Origin of the sequence: Nitrosovibrio sp. Nv17 (assembly GCF_900119085.1) — a bacterium.
Classification (GTDB): Bacteria; Pseudomonadota; Gammaproteobacteria; order Burkholderiales; family Nitrosomonadaceae; genus Nitrosospira.
Window position 1 is genome coordinate 1 of record NZ_FPIQ01000022.1, and the last position, 26,028, is coordinate 26,028.

Genomic DNA, 26,028 nt, shown 5'->3' on the forward strand with positions numbered 1-26,028 from the left:
TGCTGGATCTTCCGTTCGGGGATTTGATGTACCGTGCGCAGGAGACGCACCGTCAATACCATGAGGCCAATGCGGTGCAACTGTCGACGCTGATTTCGGTGAAGACTGGGGGTTGTCCGGAAGACTGCGGGTACTGTCCGCAGGCGGCGCGCTACCACACGGGGGTGGAGGGTCATGGGTTGCTGTCGCTGGAGGAAGTGGTGGAATCGGCGTGTGCGGCCAAGGCCCGGGGAGCGACACGGTTTTGCATGGGTGCGGCGTGGCGTGGTCCCAAGCAGCGTGATCTGGAGCAGATGACGCGGATGGTACGGGCGGTGAAAGGACTGGGGCTGGAGACGTGTGCGACGCTGGGGATGCTGAAGGCGGGGCAGGCCGAACAGTTGAAGGAAGCGGGGCTGGACTACTACAACCACAATCTGGACACTTCGCCGGAGTACTATGGGGAAGTGATCACCACGCGTGGTTACGAGGATCGGCTGGCCACGCTGGAGAAAGTGCGTGGTGCGGGGATCAACGTGTGCTGCGGGGGGATTGTGGGGATGGGAGAGAGCCGGTCAGCGCGCGCGGGGCTGATCGCGCAGCTGGCGAACCTGGATCCGTATCCGGAGTCGGTGCCGATCAACCATCTGGTACAGGTGGAGGGGACGCCGCTGCATGGGACGGCGGAGCTGGATCCGCTGGAATTCGTGCGGACGGTGGCGGCGGCGCGGATCACGATGCCGCGTGCGCTGGTGAGGCTGTCGGCGGGGCGTCGGGAGATGTCGGAGGCGGTGCAGGCGCTGTGTTTTCTGGCGGGGGCGAACTCGATCTTTTATGGGGACAAGCTGCTGACGACGGAGAACCCTGAGGCGGCGCAGGATCGGGCCCTGCTCGACAAGCTCGGCCTGCGACCGATGTAGACGGGAGAATCCTGGTGGATGCCGACGGCACCGGTCCGCAGGATCGGCTGCGCCAACAGTTGCGCACGCGCGAGGAGGAAGGCCTGTACCGCCGCCGCCTGGTTCTGGACGGCCCGCAGCAGGCCCGCGTGCGAGTGGCGGGGCATGAATGCCTGGCGTTCTGCAGTAACGACTATCTGGGTCTTGCCAATCATCCCGGACTGATCAGGGCGGCCTGCGAGGGGGCTCGGCGCCACGGCGTGGGGGCGGGGGCCTCTCATCTCATCAGTGGCCACTTCTCGGTCCACCATGCCCTGGAGGAGGCGCTGGCGCGTTTCACCGGTTTTCCCCGGGCACTGCTGTTCTCGACCGGCTACATGGCCAATGCCGGTGTGATCGCCGGTCTGATGGGCCGCGACGGTGTGGTATTCGGCGACAGGCTCAACCATGCATCCCTGAACGATGCGGTGCTGGGCGCGCGTGCCCAGCTCGTCCGCTATCCGCACCTCGACCTGGCCGTGCTGGAGCGCCGGTTGGCCGCCTGCCGTGTCAAGAACAGGATGGTGGCGACCGATGCCGTATTCAGCATGGATGGAGACATCGCACCCGCGGCCGATCTGCTGGCACTGTGCGAGCGGTACGACGCCTGGCTGCTGCTCGATGACGCCCACGGTTTCGGCGTGTTGGGATCGCAGGGACGGGGGACGGTTTCGCACTTCGGGCTCCATTCTCCGCGCATCCTCTACATGGCCACGCTGGGCAAAGCCGCGGGGGTGTTCGGCGCCTTCGTCGCGGCACAAGCGGAGGTGATCGAGACCCTGATACAGCACGCGCGCAGCTATGTCTATACGACCGCGACGCCGCCGCTGCTGTCCCATGTACTGCTGGCCAGCCTGGACCTGATCGAGACGGATGCATGGCGTCGGGAAAGGCTTGCACAGCTGGTGGCATGCCTGAAGCAGGAAGTGCGGCCGATACGCTGGCGGTTGCTGCCGTCGGATACGCCCATCCAGCCGTTGCTGATCGGGGACAGCGCACGCGCGCTGGCGTTGAGCCGTACACTGCGCGAGCACGGCCTGCTGGTGCCGGCGATTCGCCCGCCCACCGTGCCGCAGGGTTCGGCGCGACTGCGGATCTCGCTGTCCGCGGCCCACGAGGTGGAGGATGTGCGGCGGCTGGGGGCGGTGCTGAGAGGGCTGGATGGCGCTTGAGGCATGAGCCTGCACGTGGAATCCATAGGCGCGGGCCCGGATCTGGTGCTGCTGCACGGCTGGGCGATGCATGGCGGTGTCTGGCGCGAGCTGTGCGAACAGCTGGTGCCGCGCTTTCGCGTGCATCGGGTGGATCTGCCGGGGTATGGGGGGAGCCGGTTGCGGAGTTTCGGCACCTTCGAACAGGTGGTGGAGCAGGTATCGGAAATCCTGCCGGATCGCTGCACAGTATGGGGGTGGTCGCTGGGGGGGCAGATCGCGCTCGCGCTGGCATTGCGCCGGCCCGACCGCGTCGATCGGCTGGTGCTGGTATCGACGACGCCTTGCTTCGTGAGGCGGGATGAGTGGCACTGGGGAATGGAGGAGGATGTGCTGCGGCAGTTCGGGCATGGGCTGAAGCAGGATCGTATTGCGACGCTCGACCGGTTCATCGCCCTGCAGGCGCTCGGCGATGCCGATGCCGCCACCACGGCACGGCGGTTGCGGGCGGTGCTCGCGGAACGCAATCTCCCGGATGAGGGTACCCTGCTGGCCGGCCTGGAGAGCCTGTTGACTATTGATCTGCGCGAAGCGCTGCCGCGCGTGATCCAGCCGACACTGCTGCTGCACGGCGAGAATGATGCGATCATTCCCGCAGCCGCGTCGAGGTGGATGCAGCAGCGGTTGCCGGATTCGGAACTGGAGTTGCTTCCCTCCCGCGGTCATGCGCCCCTGCTGTTTCCCGCGGCGCTCGTGGCCAGGATTTGAATGGATTGGAATGAATCACACCCACGATGCTGACAAGCGCCAGGTACGGAATGCTTTCGGGCGAGCGGCAGCGAGCTATGATCAGGCGGCGATCCTGCAGCGGGAAATATGCGACCGCATGCTGTCGCGCCTCGACTACGTCAGGCATGTGCCCGGCCTCATCGTCGACGTCGGCAGCGGCACGGGGCGCGGCTCCCGCGAACTCCGGCGGCGCTATGCCGGTGCGACGGTCGTGGCGCTCGACATCGCGCTGCCGATGCACCAACAGGCGCGCCGCCTGGCTCCCCCCCGGTGGCGAGCGCTGCTGGCCGGCCAGAAGGGGCGCACGCGCTACGTGTGCGCGGACATGGAGCAGATGCCGCTGCGGGATGCGTGCGCCGGCCTGGTCTGGTCGAATCTGGCGCTGCAGTGGTGCAATGATCTCGGACCGACGCTGGGCGGTATCCACCGCATCCTGCAAACCGACGGATTGTTCATGTTCAGCACTTTCGGGCCCGATACCCTGAAGGAGCTGCGCGCGGCCTTTCGCGGCACGGATCGCTACAATCATGTCAACCGTTTCCTGGATATGCACGATATCGGCGACATGCTGGTGCATGCCGGCTTTGCCACGCCCGTCATGGATATGGAGTACTTCACTCTGACATATGACGATGCCGCTGCGGTGATGCGGGATCTCAAGGCCATCGGCGCCCACACCGTACTGCAGGGAAGGCGGCGGGGCCTGATGGGAAGGCGCGGATGGCAGCGGGCTGTCGACACCTACGAGGCATTGCGCACGGACGGGAAGCTGCCGGCAACCTTCGAGGTGGTGTATGGCCACGCCTGGAAACCGCAGCCGCGCACATCCATCGTTACGCCGGAGCTCAGGCGGCAGCTCGGACTGATATAGCCCGGATTGCCGGATCCGGCGGGAATCGGACAGGACCAGGGGATATGGCTGGAGGGGAATCGAGGGGCTATTTCATCGCCGGTACGGATACCGGCGTGGGCAAGACGCGGGTCAGCTGCGCACTGCTGCGCGCGTTCGGTGCGCGTGGCAGGACGACGGTCGGCATGAAGCCCGTGGTGGCCGGACGCGAGGACGGGTCGTACCGGGACGTGGAACTGCTGCAGGCGGCAAGCAGCGTGGCGGTTTCGCGCCGTCAGGCCAATCCGTACGCCTTTGCCCCGGCGATCGCGCCGCACATCGCTGCGGAGCGGGCCGGCGTCGTGATCCACATGGATGTCATCCGCGCCGCCGCCGCCCTGTTGCAGGGCATGGCCGAACGCGTGGTGGTGGAGGGGGCGGGGGGCTTCCTGGTGCCGCTCGGCCCGGATCGGGATGGCGCCGATATGGCGGTGGCACTGGGTTTTCCCGTCATACTGGTGGTGGGCATGCGGCTGGGTTGCCTCAATCATGCGTTGCTGACCGCCAGAGCGGTACGCGATACGGGTTTGCCGTTTGCGGGATGGGTGGCCAACTGCATCGAGCCGGAGCTGGCGATGCTCGACGAGAATATCGGCACGCTGGCGCAAAGACTGGATGGCCCCCTGCTGGGCATTCTGCCGTTCGGGCCGGCCATCGATGCGGTGCAACTGTCATTGCTGCTGGACATCGACCGCCTGGAGCAGACGTCAATTCGCCAGGTTCCCGGCTGACGCTGACTTTTCCGCGCCCTTCGCCGGATGACCTCAGATCATCACGCCCTGATGCAGCGCGGTGTCTGCCGGGTATCCGTTCGGGTCGAACAGGAACGCTCCCGCGAACAGGCTGAGCAGTGTGACCAGGATGCTCGCGAAGAACGCCGTCCAGAATCCGGAAATGCGGAATCCCGGCACCAGCGTCGATACCAGGAGCAGCATCAGCGCATTGATCACCAGCAGGAAAAATCCGAACGTCACGAGTGTCAACGGGATCGTCAGGACGATGATCACGGGCTTGATCACCGCGTTGGCGATTCCCAGCAGCAGGGCCGATACCAGCAGGGATTTCCGGCTGGCGAATGAGACGCCATGGAAGACGAGGCTCGCCAGCCACAGGGAGAGGGCGGTGATGCCGCAATGCGCCAGAAATTCCATCATGTCGTGCAGCATGTAGCGCCTGATCGGGCGGTCGGTGTCGTGGCGTGGATGCGATACGCCAAGGCGTTGCCGGGATCGGCAAATTTTACAACAGATGCCCGGGTTTGCTGAGCCATTCCTTCTTTCGGGCGATGGGCGGCAGATATCGCACCGATGCCTGAGCCTCCAGCAGCGGGCTGGCACATGCGACACGGCCGTTCGAGTCGATTCCATCGGATCCGATGCGCCCATTCTGGCATGAATCATGCTTGTCGGATACCGGGTGCCTGTATCTTGAATGCTGCATGTCTTCAAAGGGCCCGGATGGAAGCACCCTGGGGGAATGAGCAGGAGCGAGGGGATGAATGGATGATCTCAGGCAGCGGCGGGAAACGGATCGGCAGCCGCCGCTGGCGCGCTACGATGCGCTGACTGCCTTGCCCAACCGTGTGCTGTTTCATGAGACACTGAGGAAGATCATCGCCCAGGCGCGATACGGGCAGCGCATGGTCTCGGTGCTGACGCTGGATATCGATCACTTCCAGCGCGTCAACGATACCCTGGGACGCGCGTCCGGCGACGAACTGCTGCGCCAGTTCAGCCTGCGCCTGTTGCAATGCCTGCGGGTTCGGGACATGATCGCCCGCCTGGATGGCGACGAGTTCGGATGCATCCTGGATACGCCCGAAGGTTCGGAGGATGCCGGCGTGGTGGCGGGCAAGCTCCGCGAAGCGCTGCGCCGGCCTTTCACCCTGTCGGGCCATCGGATCGTCCTGACCGCGAGTATCGGAATCAGCGTATACCCGGTCGATTCTGCGGACGCGGACATTCTGATAAGAAAGAGCGACAGTGCCATGCACTGTTCGAAGACGGCGGGCAGGGATACATACCGCTTCTTCGCGCCGGGCATGAACGCGCATGCCATGGAACGGGCGGCGTGTGAAAATGGTCTGCGCCAGGCGCTCGATCGGGGAGAATTCGTCCTGCACTATCAGCCGAAGATGGCGCTCTCCGCCGAGAGGCACATGACCGGGGTGGAGGCTCTGATCCGATGGAATCGTCCGGGGCATGGGCTCGTGGCACCAGAAGAATTCATACCCATCCTGGAGCAGACGGGGTTGATCGGCGAGGCAGGGGTCTGGGTGATTCAGGCCGCCTGCAGGCAGATTGCCGAATGGAAGCGTCTGGGAGCGGGCGAGATTCCCATTTCCATCAATGTATCGGCCAGACAGTTCACTCAAGGTGATCCTGGCCATGATGTCGTCCAGGCCACTCATGAGAGCGGAATCGATCCCCGCCTGATCGAATTCGAGCTACAGGCGGAGCGGGCATTGAGGGAGAATGGCATCGACGCCCGCCTGCTCGAGCTGGAGCTGACCGAAAGCTCGCTGATGATGCATGCCCGCAGAACGATCGATGCGTTCGCGCGGTTGAAAGCAACCGGTATCCGGATCTCGATCGACGATTTTGGTATCGGATATTCCAGCCTCGCCTACCTGAAACGGCTTCCGGTCGATGTGCTCAAAATCGATCGCTCCCTGATTGCCAATGTGGTGACTAGCCGTGCCGATGCCGCGATCGTGACCGCCATCATCGGCATGGCGCATAGCCTCGATGCCAGGGTGGTGGCCGAGGGGGTGGAGAGTGCGGAGCAGCTCGATTTCCTGCGCATGCGGGACTGCGACGAGATTCAGGGCTACTACCTGGCACGGCCGCTCTCAGCCGGAGAAATCTCCAGGGCGATTCTGGCAGGCGATCTGTCCCTTGTCCCTGCGGAGCGCTGAGCGCCGGCTTGCGGAAAAAATGCAGGACTTCCTGCGGGGTGCGTCTCCGGAGGAAGCAGGAGTGCTAAGATCCGGGGTATGCGTCTCTTCACCCGCAATGCTCTCCCTATCGTGGCATGCGCTTCGCCTGTCTAGGAAGCGGTTCGCAGGGGAACGGCCTGATCGTGGAGGTCGGACAGACCCGGGTATTGCTTGATTGTGGTTTTTCCTTGAAGGAGACCCTGTATCGGCTGGCGCGGCTGGGGGTCGAGCCCGCCACGATCGACGCCATCATCGTCACCCATGAGCATGACGACCACGTCGGCGGCGTCGCGAGGCTGGCGCGCCGGTATGACATCCCCGTGTGGCTGACGCATGGCACCTTGAACGCCATGGGGGCCGCCGCCTCGCTGCCCATCGTGAATATCATAGAGGGATATGCGCCGTTTTCCATCGGAGACATCGAAGCGACTCCTTATCCCGTTCCGCACGATGCCCGCGAGCCTGCGCAGTTCATGTTCGGGGATGGAGCCCGCCGCCTCGGCATCCTGACGGACGCGGGATGTTCCACGCCGCACATCGAAGCAGTGCTGGGCGGATGCGCTGCGCTGGTGCTCGAATGCAACCATGATGCCGGCATGCTTGCGCACGGTGACTATCCGCGGAGCCTCAAGGCGCGGGTCGGGGGCCGCCTCGGGCATCTCGAGAATTCCGTCGCTGCAAGCCTGCTCGCCAGCCTCGATCGTTCCCGCCTGCAGCATGTCATCGCCGCGCATCTGAGCCGGAAGAACAACACGCCGCGATTGGCGCAGACCGTGCTGAGCGGTGTCCTGGGTTGCGGACTGGACTGGATCGGCGTGGCGGACCAGGACGAGGGATTCGGCTGGCGCCAGATAGTGTGAGGGCTTCGGCAGAGGTGCCGGGCGACCACGTGGTCACCCGGCGTGCGGGATTACTTCAGTGCATCCAGCGTGCTGTTCTTCGCATCAGTGGCGCCTTCCTTCACTGCATCCACGCCCGCGCCCACGGCGTCGCCCACTGCATCCTTGACCTCTTCCGCCTTTTCCGCGACCGCGTCGGCTGCGTCCGACAGTTTCTCGCCTGCTGCCGCAGCGGCATCCTTGGCTGCATCGACGGTATCATCGATGCCATCCTTGGCGGCATCCACGGCAGCCGATGCCTCATCGCCCACGGAGGATGATTTCGAGGCGTCGGAGGCGCCGCCGCCCGAGATGATCTTCTGGAAATTTTCCTTTTCCTGTTCCGGAAGCGCCTGGTTCGGCTTGCCACAGGCGGCCAGGGTCAGTGCCACCAGCGTCGCCGCGAGAAGGGGAAGGGTAGGTCTCATTTTATTTGATGCCCTCGTCAGGTTGATAAAACTAAAGCGCGAAGTATATAACGAAGCTGCGCGATTCTTCAAATGGCAGCCGGATACCTGCGTGTGCCGCTGCTGGAATGGAGAAGCACTGAGGGCGCGACGACGCCGCAACGGGCAGACGGGGCTGGCCGGACAGGGATGCGACAGGGAATCGTGTACCTGCTGAGTGGCTCGAGGCAGCCCCTTTGTCGGGTGTTACCTTTTTTGCGTCAGTGCCCCTCCGGGATGGCGCTCTGCCCCGGCGGCAGGGGATTGCCATTGCCGTCAAGCTGATGGCCGGGAAGCACGGCCTGCCCGGAATACTCGTCCTCGGCGTCTGCCGTGGCCACGTCCTCAGCAGTGGTCGACTGCCCGATCGCGGAGCGTTCCTCATCCATTGTGCTGCCACCCTCCAGTCGAGTGCCATAGGTTGTGGAATTTTCCGGCAGCGCCTGTTCGGGCCTTTTGCATGCGGTCAACGCCAGAGCCATCAGAGCAGCGGCGAGAAGTGTTCGTTTCATGTATGGCTTCCTTAAATTAGAGTGGATGGAAGGAACGATGATATAACAAAAGAATACCCGTGTATCAAAAATAATGAATGCCCGGAAGGGAGTGCGCTCACCCGAGCGATCGGTTTTCGGGCCCCTTCCCGGAAGGGGAGGAGCGGGCGACTCCTGCCGGAGGACGGAATGCCTTGCAGACATTCCGCTTCATTTCTACTTGCCGTCTTCCGCAGCACCACCGGCGCCGGTACTGCCATCTGCAGGAGCATCGGGTTCGTTGAGGTCGTCAAAATTCGGGGCCGAATCGCGCTCGACCGAGGCGGAGGGCGGAGGCTTGTCCATGGGGTGCTTCTTGTATTCGCACGCGGTCAATGCCAGCACCGCCAGGGTGACGGCAAGAAACGAATATTTCATTATTCGATGATCCTATGGTTCGTTGCAGGAAAGCCCAGTATAGCAAAAGCTTTCTACCCGTTCAAACCGTAACCCGCTTGCGCGCGTCTCGACGCAAAATGCCTCATCATAAAAAACCGCCCCTGGAGGAGGGGCGGTTTTTTCTTGGTGCCAGCTGGTTTCCATACACCATGCGCGGCGTCATTCTCCCGGGCACCTGGCTTACTGTTCCGCCTGCTGCTGCTGCGCTGCCGCCTCGGCTTCCTTCTGCGCGGCTTCGATTTCTGCGTCGGTCAGCTGGCCCTCGCGATTCCAGAGGCTCGGGGGATATTGCCCTGGCTTTCCTTCCCCCGGCTCGTGCGACTTCAGCTGGTCACATCCGGTCAGTGTCAGTATCAGGGCGGCGGCGAGGAGCGAGTACTTCATGTGTTTTGATCTCCTTAAGGTAGATACGTGTTGATAACGACTCACGGGTACGTTGGTACGTTGCACAGTGCTTCCGGTTGTTTCGTCTGCACCAGTCGTTCAAATCTGAAAAAGCCACTGCTTCAAATCTGAAAAGACCACTACTTTAATAGCAGAATTGGGATATGTTGTCCAGTTTTTGTGGCGTATCCACAAGGATACGCATAAGCTGTTAACGGCCGGATGGCAAGGCTTTCGGTCGGCACGAAAATGACGTTTAATCGTTTTTCATCGTGCTGCCGCTCGATGCGCGCATATGCCGATGGCAGGATCATGCATCGTCTTCCGAAGGTTGGCCGGGTATCTCAATGAATCCATGAAGATACCATTGATGGCACAGTGCCAGCGCATCCCTGTCGATGCGTTTTCCCGGGGGCAGCGCACGTGCATCGGCGAACCGCTTCAGCCATCGCCGCGCACGGATATCCGCCGTGTACGACTCCCCATTGAGGAAGAAGGTTTTTTTTCTATACAGCAGGCAGCTCCTCAGGTTCAGTTTCAATCCATTGCGACGCGTCTCGCGTGCAAACGCCTTTTCGCCCAGAGGATCTGCCGGAGGCGTGAAGAAGACGTGCGGCTTCGGTTCCGTGAGATGGCACCCCATGAAATGCTCGACATCGGCGCGGTTCCAGCGGATTCGGTCCAGCACCGCAGCCGCCCTCTCGATCGCAGGGGTGCCGATGTGGCCCGGTCGTGCCGTCGGCGCCAGATCCGGATCCCGGTACATGCCCCCGAGCGCGAGACGCTCCTGGAGGTGGAAGAGGAACTGGGTGGCAAGTTCCTGGTGGGTCGGGGCCCGGAATCCGATCGAACAGGTCATGCAGCCGTCGCCTTGCGCCACGCCGTCATGCGCATAGCCGGGGGGCAGGTAGAGCATGTCGCCAGGTTCCAGCATCCATTCCTGCTCCGCTTCGAAGTGCCGGAGAATCTTCAGCGGCGCCCCCTCGACCAGGCGGGTGTCCTGCTGAGCGGATATCTGCCAGCGCCGCCGCCCCGCACCCTGCAGGAGGAACACGTCGTAAGAGTCGACATGGGGGCCGACGCCGCCCCCGTCGGGTGCGTAGCTTACCATCAGGTCGTCGAGGCGCGCGCGGGGAATGAAGTCGAACTCGAGCAGCAGCTTCCAGGCGTCGGGCAGGAAATGGTTGACGTCCTGGACCAGCAGCGTCCATTGCCCCTGGGGCAGGTGGGCGAAAGTGCGCCGGGCAAAGGGGCCGTGCTTCACGCGCCACGTGTTTCCGCGGCGGATGACCAGGCGCGCGCGTGCATCCACGTGGCAGGCTAGGCGGATGAGTTCGTCCGGTGTCAACAGTCCCTCAAAACCCGGCAGGGCATTGCGCACCAGCAGAGGTTCTTTCTGCCAGTGCCGGCGCAGGAAGGCACGCGGCGTGAGCGCTCCCAGCAGCCCGGCCCTCATCTGCCGCGCATGAACATCTTGTCGAGATCCACGAGACTGATTTCAAGCCACGTGGGCCGGCCGTGATTGCACTGGCCGGAGCGTTCGGTCGCCTCCATTTCGCGCAGCAGCGCATTCATCTCCGGAAGGGTCAGCGTGCGGTGGGCACGCACCGCGCCGTGGCAGGCCATGGTGGAGAGCAGTTCGTTGCGCCGCGCGGTCATTACCTGGCTGGCACCGAATTCACGGATTTCGCCGATGACGTCCTGCGCCAGCCTGATCACATCGGCGTGCTGGAGCGTGACGGGAACCGCACGCAACGCCAGCATGGTCGGGGAGAGCGCTGCCATTTCGAACCCCAGCTCGTGCAGCAACGGGCCATTCTCCTCGACCGTGGCAATATCCAGATGGTCCGCCTGGAACGTGACGGGAATCAGCAGGGATTGCATTGCGAGCGGACGGGTGTCGAGCGCCGACTTGAGTTTTTCGTACAGAATTCGTTCATGGGCGGCGTGCATGTCCACGATCAGCAGGCCGCGGTCGTTCTGGGCAAGGATGTAGATGCCCAGCAGTTGTGCCAGTGCAAATCCGAGCGGAGGCATGGCAGGAGCGGCATCGGTGCCCGGGGATGTCGCCGGTAGCGCTGCAGGCGTTGCACCGCTACCAAACAGGGTGCGATAGAACGCTTGCGGTTGGGCGGCGGTCGGGGGAAAGGCCAGGGATCCGCCGGATCCCACCGGTGATGCGAACGGGATGGCATGCTGCCGAGAGGACGGATCCGCCGCCGCACCCTTCCCGGCATGACCCGAATCCGGGCCGGAAGCGGTATTTGCAGCGGCCGCAGGGCTGTATCGCGGTGCCGCTAATGCCTTGTCGAGCGCATGAAACACGAACTGATGAAGTGCGCGCGGGTCGCGAAACTTGACTTCGGTTTTGGTGGGATGGACATTCACATCCACGCCCCCGGGGTTCATTTCGAGGAACAGTACGAAGGCTGGGTGGCGCTCGGTATGCAGGACGTCGCGATAGGCTTCGCGCAGCGCGTGGATGATGAGCCCGTCGCGCACGAAGCGGCCGTTGACGAAGAAGTACTGGTTGTCGCGGGACGAGCGGGAGTAGTGCGGCAGCGCGGAAGCGCCCCACAGTCTCAAGTCTGCCGCCTCCTCGTCGATGGATATCGAGGCCTGGGCGAATTCGTCCCCCAGGATCGCGGCGATGCGACGCTCCGCATCCGCCGGGCGCAGGTGTCGGCGCAGTCCACCATTGTGCTGCAGCGTAAAGCCGATATTGGGGCGCGACAGTGCAATGCGCTTGAAGATCTCGTCGCAGTGGGCGTATTCCGTGGCTTCGGTCTTCAGGAATTTGCGACGGGCGGGCGTGTTGAAGTAGAGATCGCGCACTTCCACCGCCGTGCCCTGGGTGAGTGCAGCCGGTTCGGGCGGCAACGCCCGGCCATTCTTTGCCTGTACACTCCATGCGTACGGCATTCCCTGCCTGTGGCTCGTCAGGGTCAGATGCGAGACCGCTGCGATGCTGGCCAGGGCCTCGCCCCGGAATCCCAGACTGGTGATGCCCTGCAACTCCTCCAGCGTACCGATCTTGCTGGTTGCATGGCGGGCGAGAGCGAGCGGCAGATCATCCGGTGCAATGCCGATGCCGTCGTCCGTGATGCGGATCGATTTCACGCCTCCCTGGAGCAGATGGACCGCTATCTCCGATGCGCCCGCATCCACGCTGTTTTCCAGCAGTTCCTTGAGGGCTGAGGCGGGCCGTCCGATGACCTCCCCCGCGGAGATCTGGCTGATGAGCAGATCCGGCAACAGCCTGATCGCGCTCACTGCGCCGGACGCCGATGCGGGTGCGTGTGAAAGCGGGGATGGATCATCTCATTGCCGCCCGGATGGTCGCATGGTCGAGGTGTGGTGCAAACATTTCAATAAAATCATAGACATATCCTCTAAGATAGCTGTTGCGGCTGATGCCGATGCGGGTGGTGCTCGGCTCGAACAGGTGGCCTGCGTCGATCGCGCGCAGATAGTGGTCGCGTTTCGGCTCGAACGCCATTTTTGCCAGGATGCCGACGCCCAGGCCCAGTTCCACGTACGTCTTGATCACGTCCGCGTCGATGGCCGTCAGCACCACGTTGGGATTGAGTCCCCTGGCGTCGAAGGCCTGATTGATCTTCGATCGTCCGGTGAACGCGAAATCGTAGGTGATGATGGGGTGGCGGGCAATATCTTCCAGGGTCAATGTCCGGAGCTCGAGCAGGGGATGCCCCTGCGGCACGATGATGCAGCGGTTCCACTGATAGCAGGGCAGCATCACCAGTTCCTCGAACAACTCGATCGCCTCGGTCGCGATCGCGATGTCCGCCTCCCCCGATGTGACCAGCTCGGCGATCTGGGTCGGGTTGCCCTGCCGCAAAATGAGTTTCACCTTAGGATAGCATGCGGTAAAATGCTTGATTGCGGGCGGCAGGGCATACCGTGCCTGGGTATGGGTGGTGGCGATGGTAAGGGAACCGGAGGCTTCGTTGGCGAAGTCCTGGCCGATCTGTTTCAGATTTTTCGCATCTTTCAGCATTCTTTCGGCGATGTCCAGGATGGCCTGCCCCGGCGGCGTGACCTTGACTACGCGTTTTCCGTGGCGGACGAAGATATCCACTCCCAGTTCATTCTCCAGAAGGCGTATCTGCTTGCTGATCCCGGGTTGTGAGGTGTGCAGTGCCTCCGCGGCCTTGGAGAGGTTCAGGCCCTGGCTCACGACCTCGTGCAGATAGCGCAGCTGCTGCAGCTTCATAGGGTACCGTCTATTCCGAGATATATGGTTTGGTTATAATAATCTAACATAATATTCTTTCGTGATATATATATCTGCTGTATCATGCATGGTTCAGACGGGGATCCATGGGTGCCGGGGCGGGTACGGAAGTGTGGGGATCAAGAGATTCGTTCGGTTCATGTTGAAAAAGGGACTGAAGGCGGGCGAGGGATCGAGAATGGTCCCGTTGCTGCGCTCCCGCACGGAAACTGCCCCACGGATTTTCTTTCCGGCGTCATGAAGACCGGATGACAGGTGACGGGCAAAGGAGAATGCAGATGAGTTACATGGACAATCTCGCAAATGATGCCGAGATCGAGGCGTACGGCAAATCCGTGCAGGAGTACCTCGATCTGAAGATGGATGTCACGCGCTTTACCGCCGGCCGCCTGCAGATGGGGATCTACGGCCAGCGGCAGGAAGGCGTGAACATGATACGGATCAAGCTCCCGGGCGGGCGTGTGAGCGCATCCAAGCTGCGGACCATCGCCAGTGCGCTGGAGACCTATTCGCGCCACGATGTGGTGCACATCACCACGCGCCAGGACATCCAGATGCACTACGTGCCGCTGGAGCAGACCCCTGCAGCGCTGCGCCATCTCGCTGCGGGCGGCCTGACGACGCGCGAGGCCTGCGGCAACACCATACGCAATGTCACCACCTGCCCGCTGTCGGGGGTATGCCCGCGCCAGCACGTCGACGTGACGGCGCACCTCGAGGGTACGGTGCAGCATTTTCTGCGCAATCCGCTGACCCAGCAGATGCCGCGCAAGTTCAAGATCAGTCTGTCGGCCTGCGAAGCCGACTGCGCGCAGGGCATGATGCACGACCTGGGTGTCATCGCGGTGCACAGTGGCGACCGGTTCGGCTTCAAGGTCGTTGCCGGCGGGGGGCTGGGGCACAAGCCGCATGAGGCCGTCGTGGTCGAGGAATTCGTCGAGGAAAAAGACCTGTTTGCGGTCATGGAGGCCGTGATACAGGTGCACAACCGCTATTCCGACCGTGCCAAGCGCGCCAAATCGCGCATCAAATTCCTCGTCGACAAATTCGGTCCGGAAGGCTTCGTGGAAAAATACCGGGAAGAACTGGGGCGCGCCCGGTCCGCTCTGTCCCTGCAGGATCGCCCGGCGGGAGAATGGAGCGCGGGAAGCGCCACCGGGGAGATCCCCGGCATGGGCGCGCCGCGGCGCCTGTTCGCCCAGAAGCAGTCGGGGCACTATGTCTTTCCGATCGGCGTGCCCATGGGCAACCTGGATGCGCGGCAGTTGCGTGGATTGGCCGATCTGTGTGACACGTTCGATTTGCCCGACATCCGCGCCACGCAGGACCAGAACATGTTCCTGACCGGCGTGCACGAAAGCAGGATCGAATCGGTGCGCGCAGCCCTAGCTGAGCTTGGACTGGGATTGCCGCAGGTGGGAGACGATGTCGTCGCCTGCCCCGGCACCTCGACCTGCCGCCTCGGCATCACCTCCAGTACGATCGTCGGTCCCAAGCTCAGCGGAGGAAAGCACGACCTGAAGATTCGCGTATCGGGCTGCCACAACGGCTGCGCCCAGCCGGAGGCCGCCGACATCGGCATCTACGGGGAGGGCAAGCGCATGCACGGCAGGCTCGTGCCCCACTACCAGATGCACTTCGGCGGCAATGCCATGGCAGGCGGCGCACTGGCTTTCAAGGGGCCCTCCGTACCCACGGCGCGTATCCAGGAAGCGATCGAACGGGTGCAGGGCGCCTACGACAGCGGTCGGGAAGGGGGCGAGACCTTCTTCACATGGGCGCACCGGATGGATCGCACGTTTTTTGGCGAACTCCTGGCGGATCTCCTGGTCGTCGCCCCTGAGGACGTGGAGCGGGTCGCGCGGGACCACGGGCAGGAAGAGGATTTCCGGGTGTTGCAACTGGGCGGCGGGGAGTGCGCCGGAGTGGTGCAGGCCCGGATCGGCACCAATTTCTACGAGGCGGCTCATGAAAGAAACTATCGTGACGCCCTCAAGTTCCAGTCCAAGTTCGTGGATGCCGTCCATTGTGCCGCCGAAATCGCCCGGCTGATCAGTCAGGGTATGACCGACCTGCTGGGGGGCAAGCGCTACGACGATCTGCTCGAGCAGGCCGAGGAGCTGCACCGCGTATTGCCGACCAAGCCGCGCCTGTCCCGTCAATTGGTCAAGTTCGCCGAGGATTTTGCGCAACCGGCCGAAGACTTGACCGACGGACGCCTGACAGAATTGTTTTCCGAGCTGGATGCCTGGACCATGGAGGTGGCGGAGTTCTGCCTGACATTCGATCGCCAACTGGACCTGACCGGGGCCTTGCCGGCACCCCTCAAAATCGTTACCCGGTCCTCGGCCGTGTCGCGGGAACAGCCGTCCGTCATCGCCTAGATCAGCAATGGGGGCGCTCCTCAAGACCCGGGATAGGGATCTGGATGGCAGGATAGGCAGGGTGCGGGTCCTGCTGGACCGGGCGCAGGCGGACTACGCGCCAGTGGTCTTTGCCACCAGTTTCGGTGCGGAAGACATGGTGCTGACGCACCTCATCGCGGAACACTATCCCGCCATCGGCATGTTCACGCTGGATACCGGGCGCCTGCCGGAAGAAACGCATCGCCTGATGCAGGAGGTATCGAAACGTTACGGCATTCGGGTTCCGGTCTATTTTCCGGAACCTGCCGCAGTGGAGGCATACGTTTCCCGGAATGGCACCAATGGGTTCTATGAAAGCGTGGATCTCCGCAAAAGCTGCTGCCATATCCGCAAAGTGGAGCCCCTGAAGCGGGCGCTGGCAGGTAAGCGGGCATGGATCACCGGCTTGCGCCGGGACCAGGCGCCGACCCGCAGGGATCTGGCCGAATCGGTGTTCGATGCCGACAATGGTCTGCAGAAGCTGAACCCGCTGCTGGACTGGAAGCAATCGGATGTGTGGGACTTCCTGCATCTGTTCGATGTTCCCTACAATGCCCTGCACGACAAGGGATACGCCAGTATCGGCTGCGCGCCCTGTACGCGCGCCATCACGCTTGGCGAGGACGTGCGTGCCGGACGGTGGTGGTGGGAGAATCCGGAACTCAAGGAGTGCGGCCTGCATCCGCCGGACAAGCGGCGCAAGGCGGCACCGGTCGCGGGATAGACGCGACCCGGATGCGGGTGACAGGGCGATGATGCCTCAAGGCGGGTGGAATGAATCATTATCGGGATCGAGCATGAGCATTTTGGCGAGCGACGTACAGGAACGGACCGGCACTTCTCCGGATCCGGCGGCACAGGGAAATCCCCTTCCCTTCCGGCATGCGTCCGTGAAAAGGCTGAATCACCTGGACGCACTGGAGAGCGAGGCGATACACATCATGCGGGAGGTGGCGGCCGAGTGTGCCAATCCGGTGCTGCTGTTCTCCGGCGGGAAGGACTCCATCGTCCTGTTGCGCCTGGCGGAGAAGGCGTTTCGACCTGGCCGCTTCCCCTTTCCCCTGATGCACGTCGACACGGGTCACAATTTTCCGGAGGTGATCGAATTCCGCGACCGCCGCGTACGGGAACTGGGCGAACGCCTGATCGTGCGCAGCATGGAGGCCTCCATCCAGCAGGGGAGGGTGGTGCTGCGCTCCGAGAACCAGAGCCGCAACGCGTTCCAGTCGGTCACCCTGCTGGACGCCATCGAGGAGTTCCGCTTCGATGCCTGCATCGGCGGTGCGCGCCGCGACGAGGAGAAGGCGCGGGCCAAGGAGCGCATATTTTCCTTTCGCGACGAGTTCGGCCAGTGGGATCCCAAGAACCAGCGGCCGGAATTGTGGGACATCTACAATACGCGCGTGCACCCGGGGGAGAACATCCGCGTGTTTCCGATCAGCAACTGGACCGAGCTGGATGTCTGGGAATATATCGCGCGGGAGCGGCTGGAGGTGCCGCGTATCTACTTTGCCCACATGCGCGACGTCATCCGCCGCGGCAACGGGCTGCTGCCGGTCTCTCACCTGGTGCAACCGCAGGAGGGGGAACGGGTTGAACGGGTGATGGTGCGCTTCCGCACGGTGGGAGACATGAGCTGTACCTGCCCGGTGGAATCCACCGCTTCCGATATCGCCGAGATCATCGCCGAAACCGCGACCACCCGGATCACCGAGCGCGGCGCTACCCGCATGGACGACCAGACTTCGGAAGCTTCCATGGAGTTGCGGAAAAAGGAAGGGTATTTCTGAGATGCGGGAGGTGAGGTGCGGGTGAGCAGGCCAATGGAAGGAATGTAGATGCTGGCGGTCGAGAATATTGCGCTCGAGCATGCCGAGTTGTTGCGCTTCATCACCGCCGGAAGCGTGGATGACGGCAAGAGCACCCTGATCGGGCGCTTGCTGCACGATTCCAAGTCCATCTTCGAGGATCAGTTGAATGCCATCACCCATACGACGCAGAGGCGCGGCATGGAGGGGGTGGATCTCTCGCTGCTGACGGATGGCCTGCAGGCCGAACGCGAGCAGGGCATCACCATCGACGTGGCCTATCGCTACTTCGCCACACCCAGGCGAAAATTCATCATTGCCGATACGCCGGGGCACGAGCAATACACCCGCAACATGGTGACGGGCGCCTCCACCGCCAACTTGGCGATCATACTGATCGACGCGCGCAAGGGCGTGCTGACCCAGTCGCGCCGCCATGCCTACCTGGCGAGCCTGGTGGGAATTCCCCATCTGGTGGTGGCGGTCAACAAGATGGATCTGGTGGGCCATTCCCGCAGGACATTCGAGCGGATTCGCGACGAGTTCATGGCTTTTACCAGCGGACTCAGGTTCGACAGCATCCGCTACATTCCCATGTCGGCTCTGAACGGCGACATGGTGGTGGAGCGCGGGGACATGCTTGGCTGGTATGAGGGCGCGACGTTGCTGGAGCTGCTGGAGACCATTCCCGTCGGCCATCGCATCAATCTCGAGGATTTTCGCTTCCCGGTACAGTGGGTATGTCGTCCTCATACTGAGGAAATGCACGATTTCCGAGGTTACATGGGGCGAGTCGAATCGGGATCCATCCACGTCGGCGACGCAGTCACGGTGCTGCCTTCGGGCCAGACGACGCGCATCAAGGAAGTCGTGACATACGAAGGCGCGATCGAGCGGGCAATTGCGCCCCAGTCGATCACGCTGACCATCGAGGACCATCTGGATATTTCACGGGGCGACATGCTGGTGAGGACCGGCGAGCATGTTCCGCGGGTGGCGCGCGAGTGCGAGGCGACCCTGTGCTGGCTATCGGAACAAAGTCTGGATCTTCGGCGAAAGTATCTCGTCAAGCACACGACGCGCGTCGTGAAGACGCAGATCTCGCGCATCGATTGCCGCGTGGACATCAATACGCTCAACCATGAGTCGGTCGAGACCCTCAAGATGAACGACATCGGCCAGGTGGTGCTGAAGCTGCACCAGCCCCTGCTGTGCGATTCGTATCGCCGCAACCGCGCCACCGGCAGCTTCATCGTCATCGATGAGCTCAACAACAATACCGTGGCGGCAGGCATGATCCGCTCCGGGGATGAGCTGAATTGAAACCGGCCCGCCCACTACGCAACCGGAATCGGCAGCATTGATCCATACAGGGAGAAAGGCCGACATAGAGAGTGTTCGGATACAGCGTAGCAGTACGATGAGGGCGGACAGCGTGCGAGGAGTGCGTTGCCGCTCTCGTGTTTTCCGGCGGGAGAAAGTCCGCGCAGTCCTGACCAATGCGGTCGAATGCTTGCTGCTCCTGTCTGATTTATCTTCACACTATCGACGATCATCATGATACATACACAATCGGCATCCGGTTCCGGCGCCGCATCGAGCACGCTTCCCGAACTGGGGTTCAGCATGGCCTTTGCGGATCTATACCAGCGCGAAGGCTTGGTGAGGCTGGACCAGGCGTTCCTCCATTTTCTAGAGGAAGGTGATGCGGGATTGCGCGTGCGCCTGGATCATGCGCGTGCCCAGCCCGACAGCCTGGACCGAAAGGACGAGGCTGCGCTGCTGATAGAAGTTGCGCCCTGGATGGAGGATTTCATCGCCAGGCTGTTCGGCATCGAATCAGAGATCGCCATACTGGCTACCAGCCACCACCGTCTGGCCCCGTTGTATGCTTGCAAGCGGCAATTCGTTCAGCGCCGCGCCGCCAACAAGGTGAGCGACGCCGAGGCGGCCGGGGTGGATGGAACCGAATTGGAGGCCAGGCTGGCCGCCGAATTCGGCGAGCCTTTCTCCGAACTGGCATTTGCAACGCGGGTGTCGGAGTGGCTGCTGGATGAAGCCGCGAATGAGGGGCGGCTCAGAGATGCCCTTCTCTATGCGGGGTGGGCGCTGAAAACCGAAGCGGGTCGCAGGCGCAATGCGGAGGGCGTGCTGTTCAAGGCGCCCGCCAAGCTCGACTTCCTGCACCTGCTGAAGACGGATGCCGATACCACCGCGGGCTATACCGTCCATCGCCTGCATCACATACGTCGCCGTGAAGGCTTCGCGCTCACCGACCCTGGCACCGACCTGGTGGGGGCGCTGGACGAGGCCAACTACTGTATCTGGTGCCACGAGCAGGGACGGGATTCCTGCTCCAAGGGGTTGAAGGAAAAGCCCAAGACACCAGAAGATCCGCCTGTGTTCAAGAAGAGCCAGCTGGGTGTCCTGCTCGCCGGATGTCCGCTGGAAGAGCGTATTTCCGAGTTTCACAAGCTCAAGACTCAGGGCCTTGCCGTCAGCGGCCTGGCGATGATCGTCGTGGACAATCCCATGTGCGCGGGGACGGGCCACCGCATCTGCAACGACTGCATGAAGTCCTGCATCTACCAGAAGCAGGAGCCGGTCGACATTCCCCAGGCGGAGACGCGTACGCTCAAGGACGTCCTGGCGCTGCCCTGGGGGTTCGAAATCTACAGCCTGCTGACCCGCTGGAACCCGCTCAACCTGCGGCGCCCGGTACCCCGGCCGGCTACGGGCCGCAAGGTGCTGGTGGTGGGAATGGGGCCGGCGGGATATACCCTGGCCCACCATCTCATGAACGACGGCCACACCGTGGTGGGGATCGACGGCCTCAAGATCGAGCCCCTGCCTCCGGCGCTCTCCGGCGTGGACGGAGCGGGTGGGCGTGTGCCGTTCGCCGCGGTGCGTGACGCGAGCGAGCTTGAGGAGAGCCTGGACGAGCGCATGCCGGGGGGGTTCGGCGGGGTGGCCGAATACGGCATCACCGTACGCTGGAACAAGAATTTTCTGAAGCTGATCCGCCTGCTGCTGGAGCGGCGGGAGGAGTTCGCGCTGTTCGGCGGCGTGCGCTTCGGCGGTACGCTGACCGCGGACGATGCGCTGGCGATGGGATTCGATCACGTCGCCCTGGCCGCCGGGGCGGGGCGGCCCACGGTGCTCGACATGCCCAACGGACTGGCGCGCGGCGTGCGCGCGGCGTCCGATTTCCTGATGGCGCTGCAGCTGTCGGGAGCGGCCCAGACGGACTCCGTCGCCAACATGCAGCTGCGCCTGCCGGTGGTGGTGATCGGGGGCGGCCTGACCGCCATCGATACCGCGACGGAAGCGCTCGCGTACTATCCCGTCCAGGTGGAGAAGTTCCTGCGCCGCTACGAGATTCTGGTCGCGGTGCAGGGTGAGGCGGCGATACGGGGAGCGTGGGACGAGGAGGAGCGGCTCATCGCGGAGGAGTTCCTGAGCCATGCCCGCGCCATCCGCGCCGAGCGCAGGCGGGCGGAGCAGGAAGGGCGGCCGCCGCATGTGCTGGAGCTGCTCCAGTCCTGGGGCGGGGCCACCATCGCCTATCGCAAGCGGCTCGTGGATAGTCCTTCCTACACGCTCAACCATGAGGAGGTGGAAAAAGCCCTGGAGGAGGGCATCTGGTTCGCCGAAGGCCTGACGCCGATACGGGTGGAGATCGACAGGTGGCAGCATGCACAGTCGGTCAGGTTCAGGGTGCAGAACCTCGACGAGAGCGGCACATGGCAGGCCGCCGGGGAGGCCGAGCTGCCGGCGCGCGCAGTGCTGGTGGCGGCGGGGACTCAGCCCAACACGGTACTTGCGCGGGAAGATGAAAAGAATTTCAAGCTGCATGGACGCTACTTCGCTGCCTGTGACGAGAACGGCGAGCCGGCGAATCCCGTCAGGGGAAATCCCAAGCCCGATATGCCGCTGGTGCTGCTGAGCCGCTGCGAGGACGGCCGCTTCATCAGTTTCTTCGGCGACCTGCACCCTTCGTACTCGGGCAACGTGGTCAAGGCCATGTCCAGCGCGAAGCAGGGGTATCCGGTGGTCAGCCGCATGCTCGCTCGCGTCGCACCGGCCTCGGCGCAATCCGTCGCGCGGTTCTTCGCCGAGATGAACGAGCGCCTGCGCGCCACCGTGCACAAGGTGGAGCGGCTGACGCCCAACATCATCGAGGTGGTGGTGCACGCGCCGATGGCGGCGGAGCGCTTCCACCCGGGCCAGTTCTACCGTTTCCAGAATTTCGCCACGCTAGCCCCCACGGTGGGCGACACCCGGTTGGCGATGGAAGGCATCGCCCTGACGGGTGCGGCGGTCGACGTGGCGCGCGGGCTGGTCTCGCTGATCGCCCTGGAAATGGGGGGGTCGGCGGACCTGTGTGCGAGGCTCAAGCCTGGCGACCCCGTGATACTGATGGGGCCGACGGGAACGCCCACGGAAATCCTGCCCCAGGAAACTGTCGTCCTGGTAGGGGGAGGGCTCGGCAATGCGGTTCTGTTCTCCATCGGTGCCGCCGCCCGCGCCGCGGGTTCCCGGATCCTGTACTTCGCCGGCTACAAAAAACTGATCGATCGCTACAAGGTGGCGGAAATCGAGGCGGCTGCAGACGTCGTGGTATGGTGCTGCGACGAGGCGCCGGGCTTCGCGCCTTCCCGGCCGCACGACCTGAGCTTCGTGGGCAACATCGTCGACGCCATGGCCGCTTACGGCAGCGGCGCGCTCGGCAACCAGGAGATTCCGCTGTCGGACGCGGACCGCATCATCGCCATCGGCTCCGACCGGATGATGGCGGCGGTGGGCGCGGCGCGGCGCAGCAAGCTCCAGCCCTACCTGAAGACCGATCACTACGCCATCGGATCGATCAATTCGCCGATGCAGTGCATGATGAAGGAGATTTGCGCCCAGTGCCTGCAACCGCACAAGGATCCCGAGACGGGAGAGATCACGTACGTCTTTTCGTGCTTCAACCAGGATCAGCCGCTGGATCAGGTCGATTTCGGCGGACTGGCGTCGCGCTTGCGCCAGAACAGCGTCCAGGAGAAGCTGACGACCCGCTGGATCAGTCGCTGCCTCAACGAAACCCGACAGGAAACGGGACAGGAAGCGAGCCGGGTCGAGGCCTGAGCAGGGCATCCGAAGCGCCCCGGAACAGGCGTCGCTTCCCAATTTTGGGCAGTCTGTTTCCCGGGGTTCATCTATAATCCCGCTTTTGCGGTGGAAACGGGCGGGATTGGCTCGTCTATCAGATGCCCCGGATCGTCGGGGCGATCGCGGGCGGCATCCGGACATATTAGGGAGATCATCGATGCATATCGGCATACCTGTCGAGATTCGCGCAGGCGAGACGCGCGTGGCGGCCACGCCCGAAACGGTGAAAAAGTACACCGTCAAGGGCCTGCACACCGTCCTGGTGCAGGCGGGGGCGGGGGCGGGGGCGAGCATGCCCGACGAGGCGTACCAGGAGGCGGGCGCGACGCTGGTCGAGGACGCGGCAGCGCTGTACGCGCAATCCCAGATCGTGCTCAAGGTACGCGCCCCGAAGGCGGCGGAGGTGGCACTGATGCGCAAGGATGCCGTGCTGCTGGGGTTGCTCGCTCCCCATCAGCCGGGAAGCATCGATGAACTGGCCCGGCACGGCCTGACTGCATTCGCCATGGAGAGGCTGCCGCGGATTTCCCGCGCCCAGAGCATGGACGTCCTGTCGTCGCAGGCCAATATCGCAGGGTACAAGGCGGTGCTGGTGGCGGCGAATACCTACCAGCGGTTCTTTCCCATGCTGATGACGGCGGCGGGTACAGTGAAGGCTGCGCGCGTGCTGGTACTGGGCGCAGGCGTGGCGGGTCTGCAGGCGATCGCCACGGCGAAGCGCCTGGGCACGGTGATCGAGGCGTTCGACGTGCGTCCGGCGGCCAAGGAGCAGGTGGAGAGCCTCGGCGCCAAGTTCGTGGAGGTGCCGCTGAGCGACGAGGAAAAGGCGCAGGCGGAGACGGCGGGGGGATATGCCAGGGAAATGTCCGACGACTACAAGCGGCGGCAGGGCGAACTGGTGCACCAGCGCGCGGTGGCCGCGGATGTCGTCATCACGACGGCGTTGATCCCCGGGCGTCCGGCTCCCGTCCTGATCAAGGAGGAAACGGTGCGCGCCATGAAGCCCGGTTCCGTGATCGTGGACATGGCCGTAGAGGCGGGAGGCAACTGTCCCCTCTCTGAGCTGGACAGGGTGGTGGTGAAGCACGGCGTGCACCTCATCGGCATTTCGAACCTGCCGGGGCTGGTGGCGGCGGACGCCAGCGCGCTGTATGCGCGCAATCTGATGAATTTCCTGAACCTGATGCTCGACGGGGACACCGGAGAACTCAAGATCGACCGCGAGGATGAGATCATCGCCGGCACCCTGGTATGCGCGGACGGAAATACCGTTGCCAGGGCCTGATGGGCATGACGCGGCTTTCCTCTTCCTGCATGACGGTGGCCTGCAAGATATCCCGGGACCTCAACAGACAATGAACGAAACCAAGGAGTCATCATGATCGGTGAAGTCGATCCAACCCTCATCAACCTGACGGTGTTCGTGCTGGCGGTATTCGTCGGCTACCATGTGGTGTGGAATGTGACCCCGGCGCTGCATACGCCGCTGATGTCGGTCACCAATGCGATCTCGGGCATTATTCTCGTGGGTGCGATGCTGGCCGCGGGCCCGGCGGAGACCGACTGGGGTGTGTGGCTCGGCGCCGCTGCGGTGACGCTGGCGGCGATCAATGTATTCGGCGGATTCCTCGTGACCCAGCGGATGCTGGAAATGTTCAGAAAGAAAGACAAGAAAGGAAGCTAGGAAATGTCCGCAAACTTTGTTGCGTTCGCGTATCTGGTCGCATCGGTTTTCTTCATTCTGGCGCTCAAGGGCCTGAGTTCACCACTGACTGCGCGTCGCGGGAATCTGTTCGGCATGGTGGGCATGGGCATCGCCGTCGCCACCACGCTGACGATCACCCAGAACTGGGCGCTGATTCTCGCCTGTATCGCGCTGGGCGGCGCCATCGGCGCCGTAGTCGCGCAGCGCGTGCAGATGACGGCGATGCCGGAGCTGGTCGCCTTCATGCACTCGCTGGTAGGCTTGGCGGCGGTGTTCATCGCCATCGCCGCGGTCAACAATCCGGTCTCGTTCGGGTTGCCCGCAGTGCTGCCCATGGGCAGCAAGCTCGAGTTGTTTCTCGGTACCTTCATCGGCGCCATGACCTGGTCGGGGTCCGTGATCGCGTTCCTGAAGCTGTCCGGCCGCATGAGCGGCGCGCCCATCATATTCGGGGGGCAGCACATCGTCAACCTGCTGCTTGCGATCGTCATGGTAGGGTTCGGCCTGTGGTTCTTCTTCAGCGAGACCACCAACTGGACAGCCTTCGCCACCATGACCGCCATTGCCTTCGTGCTGGGCTTTCTCATCATCATACCCATCGGCGGCGCCGACATGCCGGTGGTGATCTCGATGCTCAACTCCTATTCGGGCTGGGCCGCGGCCGGCATCGGCTTCTCGCTTGGCAATCCCATGCTCATCATCGCAGGATCGCTGGTGGGCAGTTCCGGAGCGATCCTGTCGTACATCATGTGCAAGGCCATGAATCGCCCGTTCCTCTCGGTCATACTGGGCGGATTCGGCAGCGACGGCGGTGCGGCAGCCGCGGCGGGGGATGGTGCGCAGAAGACCTATCGCAGCGGTAGCGCCGACGATGCGGCATTCCTGATGGGCAATGCCGACAGCGTCATCATCGTGCCGGGCTATGGCCTGGCGGTGGCGCGGGCGCAGCATTCCGTCAAGGAACTGGCGCACAAGCTGCAGGAGAAGGGCGTCAACGCGCGCTTCGCCATCCATCCGGTGGCGGGCCGCATGCCCGGGCACATGAACGTGCTGCTCGCCGAAGCGGAAATACCCTACGAGCAGGTGCTGGAGATGGACGAGATCAACAGCGATTTCTCCAATACCGACGTGGTGCTGGTGCTTGGTGCCAACGATGTGGTGAATCCGGCGGCGAACGTACCGGGCAGCCCGATATACGGCATGCCCATCCTGGATGCCCACAAGGCGCGCACCGTGATGGTGGTCAAGCGCAGCATGGCGGCGGGCTACGCGGGGCTCGACAACGACCTGTTCTACATGGACAAGACCATGATGGTGTTCGGTGATGCCAAGAAGGTCGTCGAGGACATGGTGAAGGCGCTGTAGAATTCCGGCAGGCCA

The 26,028-nt window shown here is 63.2% G+C and carries 23 protein-coding genes; 15 read left to right on the top strand and 8 right to left on the bottom strand.

Annotation, left to right across the window (positions count from 1 at the left end; all coding sequences use genetic code 11):
* Positions 1-2: 2 nt before the first annotated feature.
* The 5 genes from bioB to bioD are packed head-to-tail and all read left to right on the top strand — an operon-like array spanning position 3 to position 4,477.
* Entirely contained in the window at positions 3-899 is an 897-nt protein-coding gene (gene bioB, locus BT108_RS11190) for a biotin synthase BioB (RefSeq protein WP_072294616.1), read from the top strand.
* Positions 900-907: 8 nt separating this feature from the next.
* Positions 908-2,089 carry an 8-amino-7-oxononanoate synthase gene (bioF, locus tag BT108_RS11195; protein ID WP_369817120.1) on the top strand — a complete coding sequence of 394 codons (1,182 nt, stop codon included), beginning with the start codon at positions 908-910 and terminating at the stop codon, positions 2,087-2,089.
* A 3-nt stretch (positions 2,090-2,092) separates the two neighbouring features.
* The gene (gene bioH / locus BT108_RS11200) at positions 2,093-2,836 is read left to right on the top strand and encodes a pimeloyl-ACP methyl ester esterase BioH (protein ID WP_072294617.1); all 744 of its coding nucleotides are present in this window, start codon (positions 2,093-2,095) and stop codon (positions 2,834-2,836) included.
* Between the two features lie 10 nt (positions 2,837-2,846).
* On the top strand, positions 2,847-3,728 hold the full coding sequence (gene bioC, locus BT108_RS11205; protein ID WP_072294618.1) for a malonyl-ACP O-methyltransferase BioC: 882 nt from the start codon (positions 2,847-2,849) through the stop codon (positions 3,726-3,728).
* A gap of 44 nt (positions 3,729-3,772) precedes the next feature.
* Positions 3,773-4,477: a dethiobiotin synthase gene (bioD, locus tag BT108_RS11210; RefSeq protein ID WP_072294619.1), complete on the top strand. Its 705-nt coding sequence runs from the start codon at positions 3,773-3,775 to the stop codon at positions 4,475-4,477.
* A 33-nt stretch (positions 4,478-4,510) separates the two neighbouring features.
* Here the strand turns inward: bioD and BT108_RS11215 are convergent, their stop codons facing one another.
* Complete coding sequence (locus BT108_RS11215; protein ID WP_072294620.1) at positions 4,511-4,912, bottom strand: phage holin family protein; 402 nt, start codon at positions 4,910-4,912, stop codon at positions 4,511-4,513.
* 332 nt (positions 4,913-5,244) lie between these two features.
* On the opposite strand from BT108_RS11215, the gene BT108_RS11225 reads away from it, so the two are divergent.
* Positions 5,245-6,663 carry a putative bifunctional diguanylate cyclase/phosphodiesterase gene (locus BT108_RS11225; protein ID WP_072294622.1) on the top strand — a complete coding sequence of 473 codons (1,419 nt, stop codon included), beginning with the start codon at positions 5,245-5,247 and terminating at the stop codon, positions 6,661-6,663.
* A 116-nt stretch (positions 6,664-6,779) separates the two neighbouring features.
* Positions 6,780-7,544: an MBL fold metallo-hydrolase gene (locus BT108_RS11230; RefSeq protein WP_072294623.1), complete on the top strand. Its 765-nt coding sequence runs from the start codon at positions 6,780-6,782 to the stop codon at positions 7,542-7,544.
* 50 nt (positions 7,545-7,594) lie between these two features.
* Here BT108_RS11230 and BT108_RS11235 read toward each other — a convergent pair whose 3' ends face one another.
* From BT108_RS11235 to cysB, 7 genes are all read right to left on the bottom strand, one after another.
* Positions 7,595-7,990, bottom strand: coding sequence for a hypothetical protein (locus BT108_RS11235; protein WP_143142477.1), 396 nt, complete (start codon positions 7,988-7,990; stop codon positions 7,595-7,597).
* A gap of 239 nt (positions 7,991-8,229) precedes the next feature.
* On the bottom strand, positions 8,230-8,520 hold the full coding sequence (locus tag BT108_RS11240) for a hypothetical protein (protein ID WP_072294625.1): 291 nt from the start codon (positions 8,518-8,520) through the stop codon (positions 8,230-8,232).
* A gap of 195 nt (positions 8,521-8,715) precedes the next feature.
* On the bottom strand, positions 8,716-8,916 hold the full coding sequence (locus BT108_RS11245; protein WP_143142478.1) for a hypothetical protein: 201 nt from the start codon (positions 8,914-8,916) through the stop codon (positions 8,716-8,718).
* A gap of 201 nt (positions 8,917-9,117) precedes the next feature.
* Entirely contained in the window at positions 9,118-9,321 is a 204-nt protein-coding gene (locus BT108_RS11250; protein WP_072294627.1) for a hypothetical protein, read from the bottom strand.
* 310 nt (positions 9,322-9,631) lie between these two features.
* The gene (locus tag BT108_RS11255) at positions 9,632-10,777 is read right to left on the bottom strand and encodes a cupin domain-containing protein (RefSeq protein WP_072294629.1); all 1,146 of its coding nucleotides are present in this window, start codon (positions 10,775-10,777) and stop codon (positions 9,632-9,634) included.
* Positions 10,774-12,594, bottom strand: a complete 1,821-nt coding sequence (mutL, locus tag BT108_RS11260; RefSeq protein ID WP_072294631.1) for a DNA mismatch repair endonuclease MutL — start codon at positions 12,592-12,594, stop codon at positions 10,774-10,776. Before mutL ends, BT108_RS11255 begins: the two co-directional genes overlap by 4 nt.
* A gap of 43 nt (positions 12,595-12,637) precedes the next feature.
* On the bottom strand, positions 12,638-13,555 hold the full coding sequence (gene cysB / locus BT108_RS11265; RefSeq protein WP_072294633.1) for an HTH-type transcriptional regulator CysB: 918 nt from the start codon (positions 13,553-13,555) through the stop codon (positions 12,638-12,640).
* Positions 13,556-13,854: 299 nt separating this feature from the next.
* Here cysB and BT108_RS11270 point away from each other — a divergent pair, with 299 nt between their 5' ends.
* The 8 genes from BT108_RS11270 (at position 13,855) to BT108_RS11305 (ending at position 26,013) form a co-directional block, all read left to right on the top strand.
* Positions 13,855-15,960, top strand: a complete 2,106-nt coding sequence (locus BT108_RS11270) for a nitrite/sulfite reductase (RefSeq protein WP_072294634.1) — start codon at positions 13,855-13,857, stop codon at positions 15,958-15,960.
* A 7-nt stretch (positions 15,961-15,967) separates the two neighbouring features.
* Positions 15,968-16,705 carry a phosphoadenylyl-sulfate reductase gene (locus tag BT108_RS11275; RefSeq protein ID WP_072294635.1) on the top strand — a complete coding sequence of 246 codons (738 nt, stop codon included), beginning with the start codon at positions 15,968-15,970 and terminating at the stop codon, positions 16,703-16,705.
* A gap of 73 nt (positions 16,706-16,778) precedes the next feature.
* The gene (cysD, locus tag BT108_RS11280) at positions 16,779-17,771 is read left to right on the top strand and encodes a sulfate adenylyltransferase subunit CysD (RefSeq protein WP_255369707.1); all 993 of its coding nucleotides are present in this window, start codon (positions 16,779-16,781) and stop codon (positions 17,769-17,771) included.
* Positions 17,772-17,819: 48 nt separating this feature from the next.
* The gene (cysN, locus tag BT108_RS11285; RefSeq protein ID WP_072294636.1) at positions 17,820-19,112 is read left to right on the top strand and encodes a sulfate adenylyltransferase subunit CysN; all 1,293 of its coding nucleotides are present in this window, start codon (positions 17,820-17,822) and stop codon (positions 19,110-19,112) included.
* 234 nt (positions 19,113-19,346) lie between these two features.
* A complete protein-coding gene (locus BT108_RS11290) occupies positions 19,347-22,919 on the top strand; it encodes an FAD-dependent oxidoreductase (RefSeq protein WP_072294637.1) in 3,573 nt (1,190 codons plus the stop codon).
* Positions 22,920-23,100: 181 nt separating this feature from the next.
* On the top strand, positions 23,101-24,228 hold the full coding sequence (locus BT108_RS11295; RefSeq protein ID WP_072294638.1) for a Re/Si-specific NAD(P)(+) transhydrogenase subunit alpha: 1,128 nt from the start codon (positions 23,101-23,103) through the stop codon (positions 24,226-24,228).
* Between the two features lie 93 nt (positions 24,229-24,321).
* Positions 24,322-24,627 (top strand): NAD(P) transhydrogenase subunit alpha part 2, encoded by a 306-nt coding sequence (locus BT108_RS11300; protein ID WP_072294639.1) that lies wholly within the window; start codon positions 24,322-24,324, stop codon positions 24,625-24,627.
* Between the two features lie 3 nt (positions 24,628-24,630).
* Positions 24,631-26,013 carry an NAD(P)(+) transhydrogenase (Re/Si-specific) subunit beta gene (locus tag BT108_RS11305; RefSeq protein WP_072294640.1) on the top strand — a complete coding sequence of 461 codons (1,383 nt, stop codon included), beginning with the start codon at positions 24,631-24,633 and terminating at the stop codon, positions 26,011-26,013.
* Positions 26,014-26,028 lie beyond the last annotated feature (15 nt).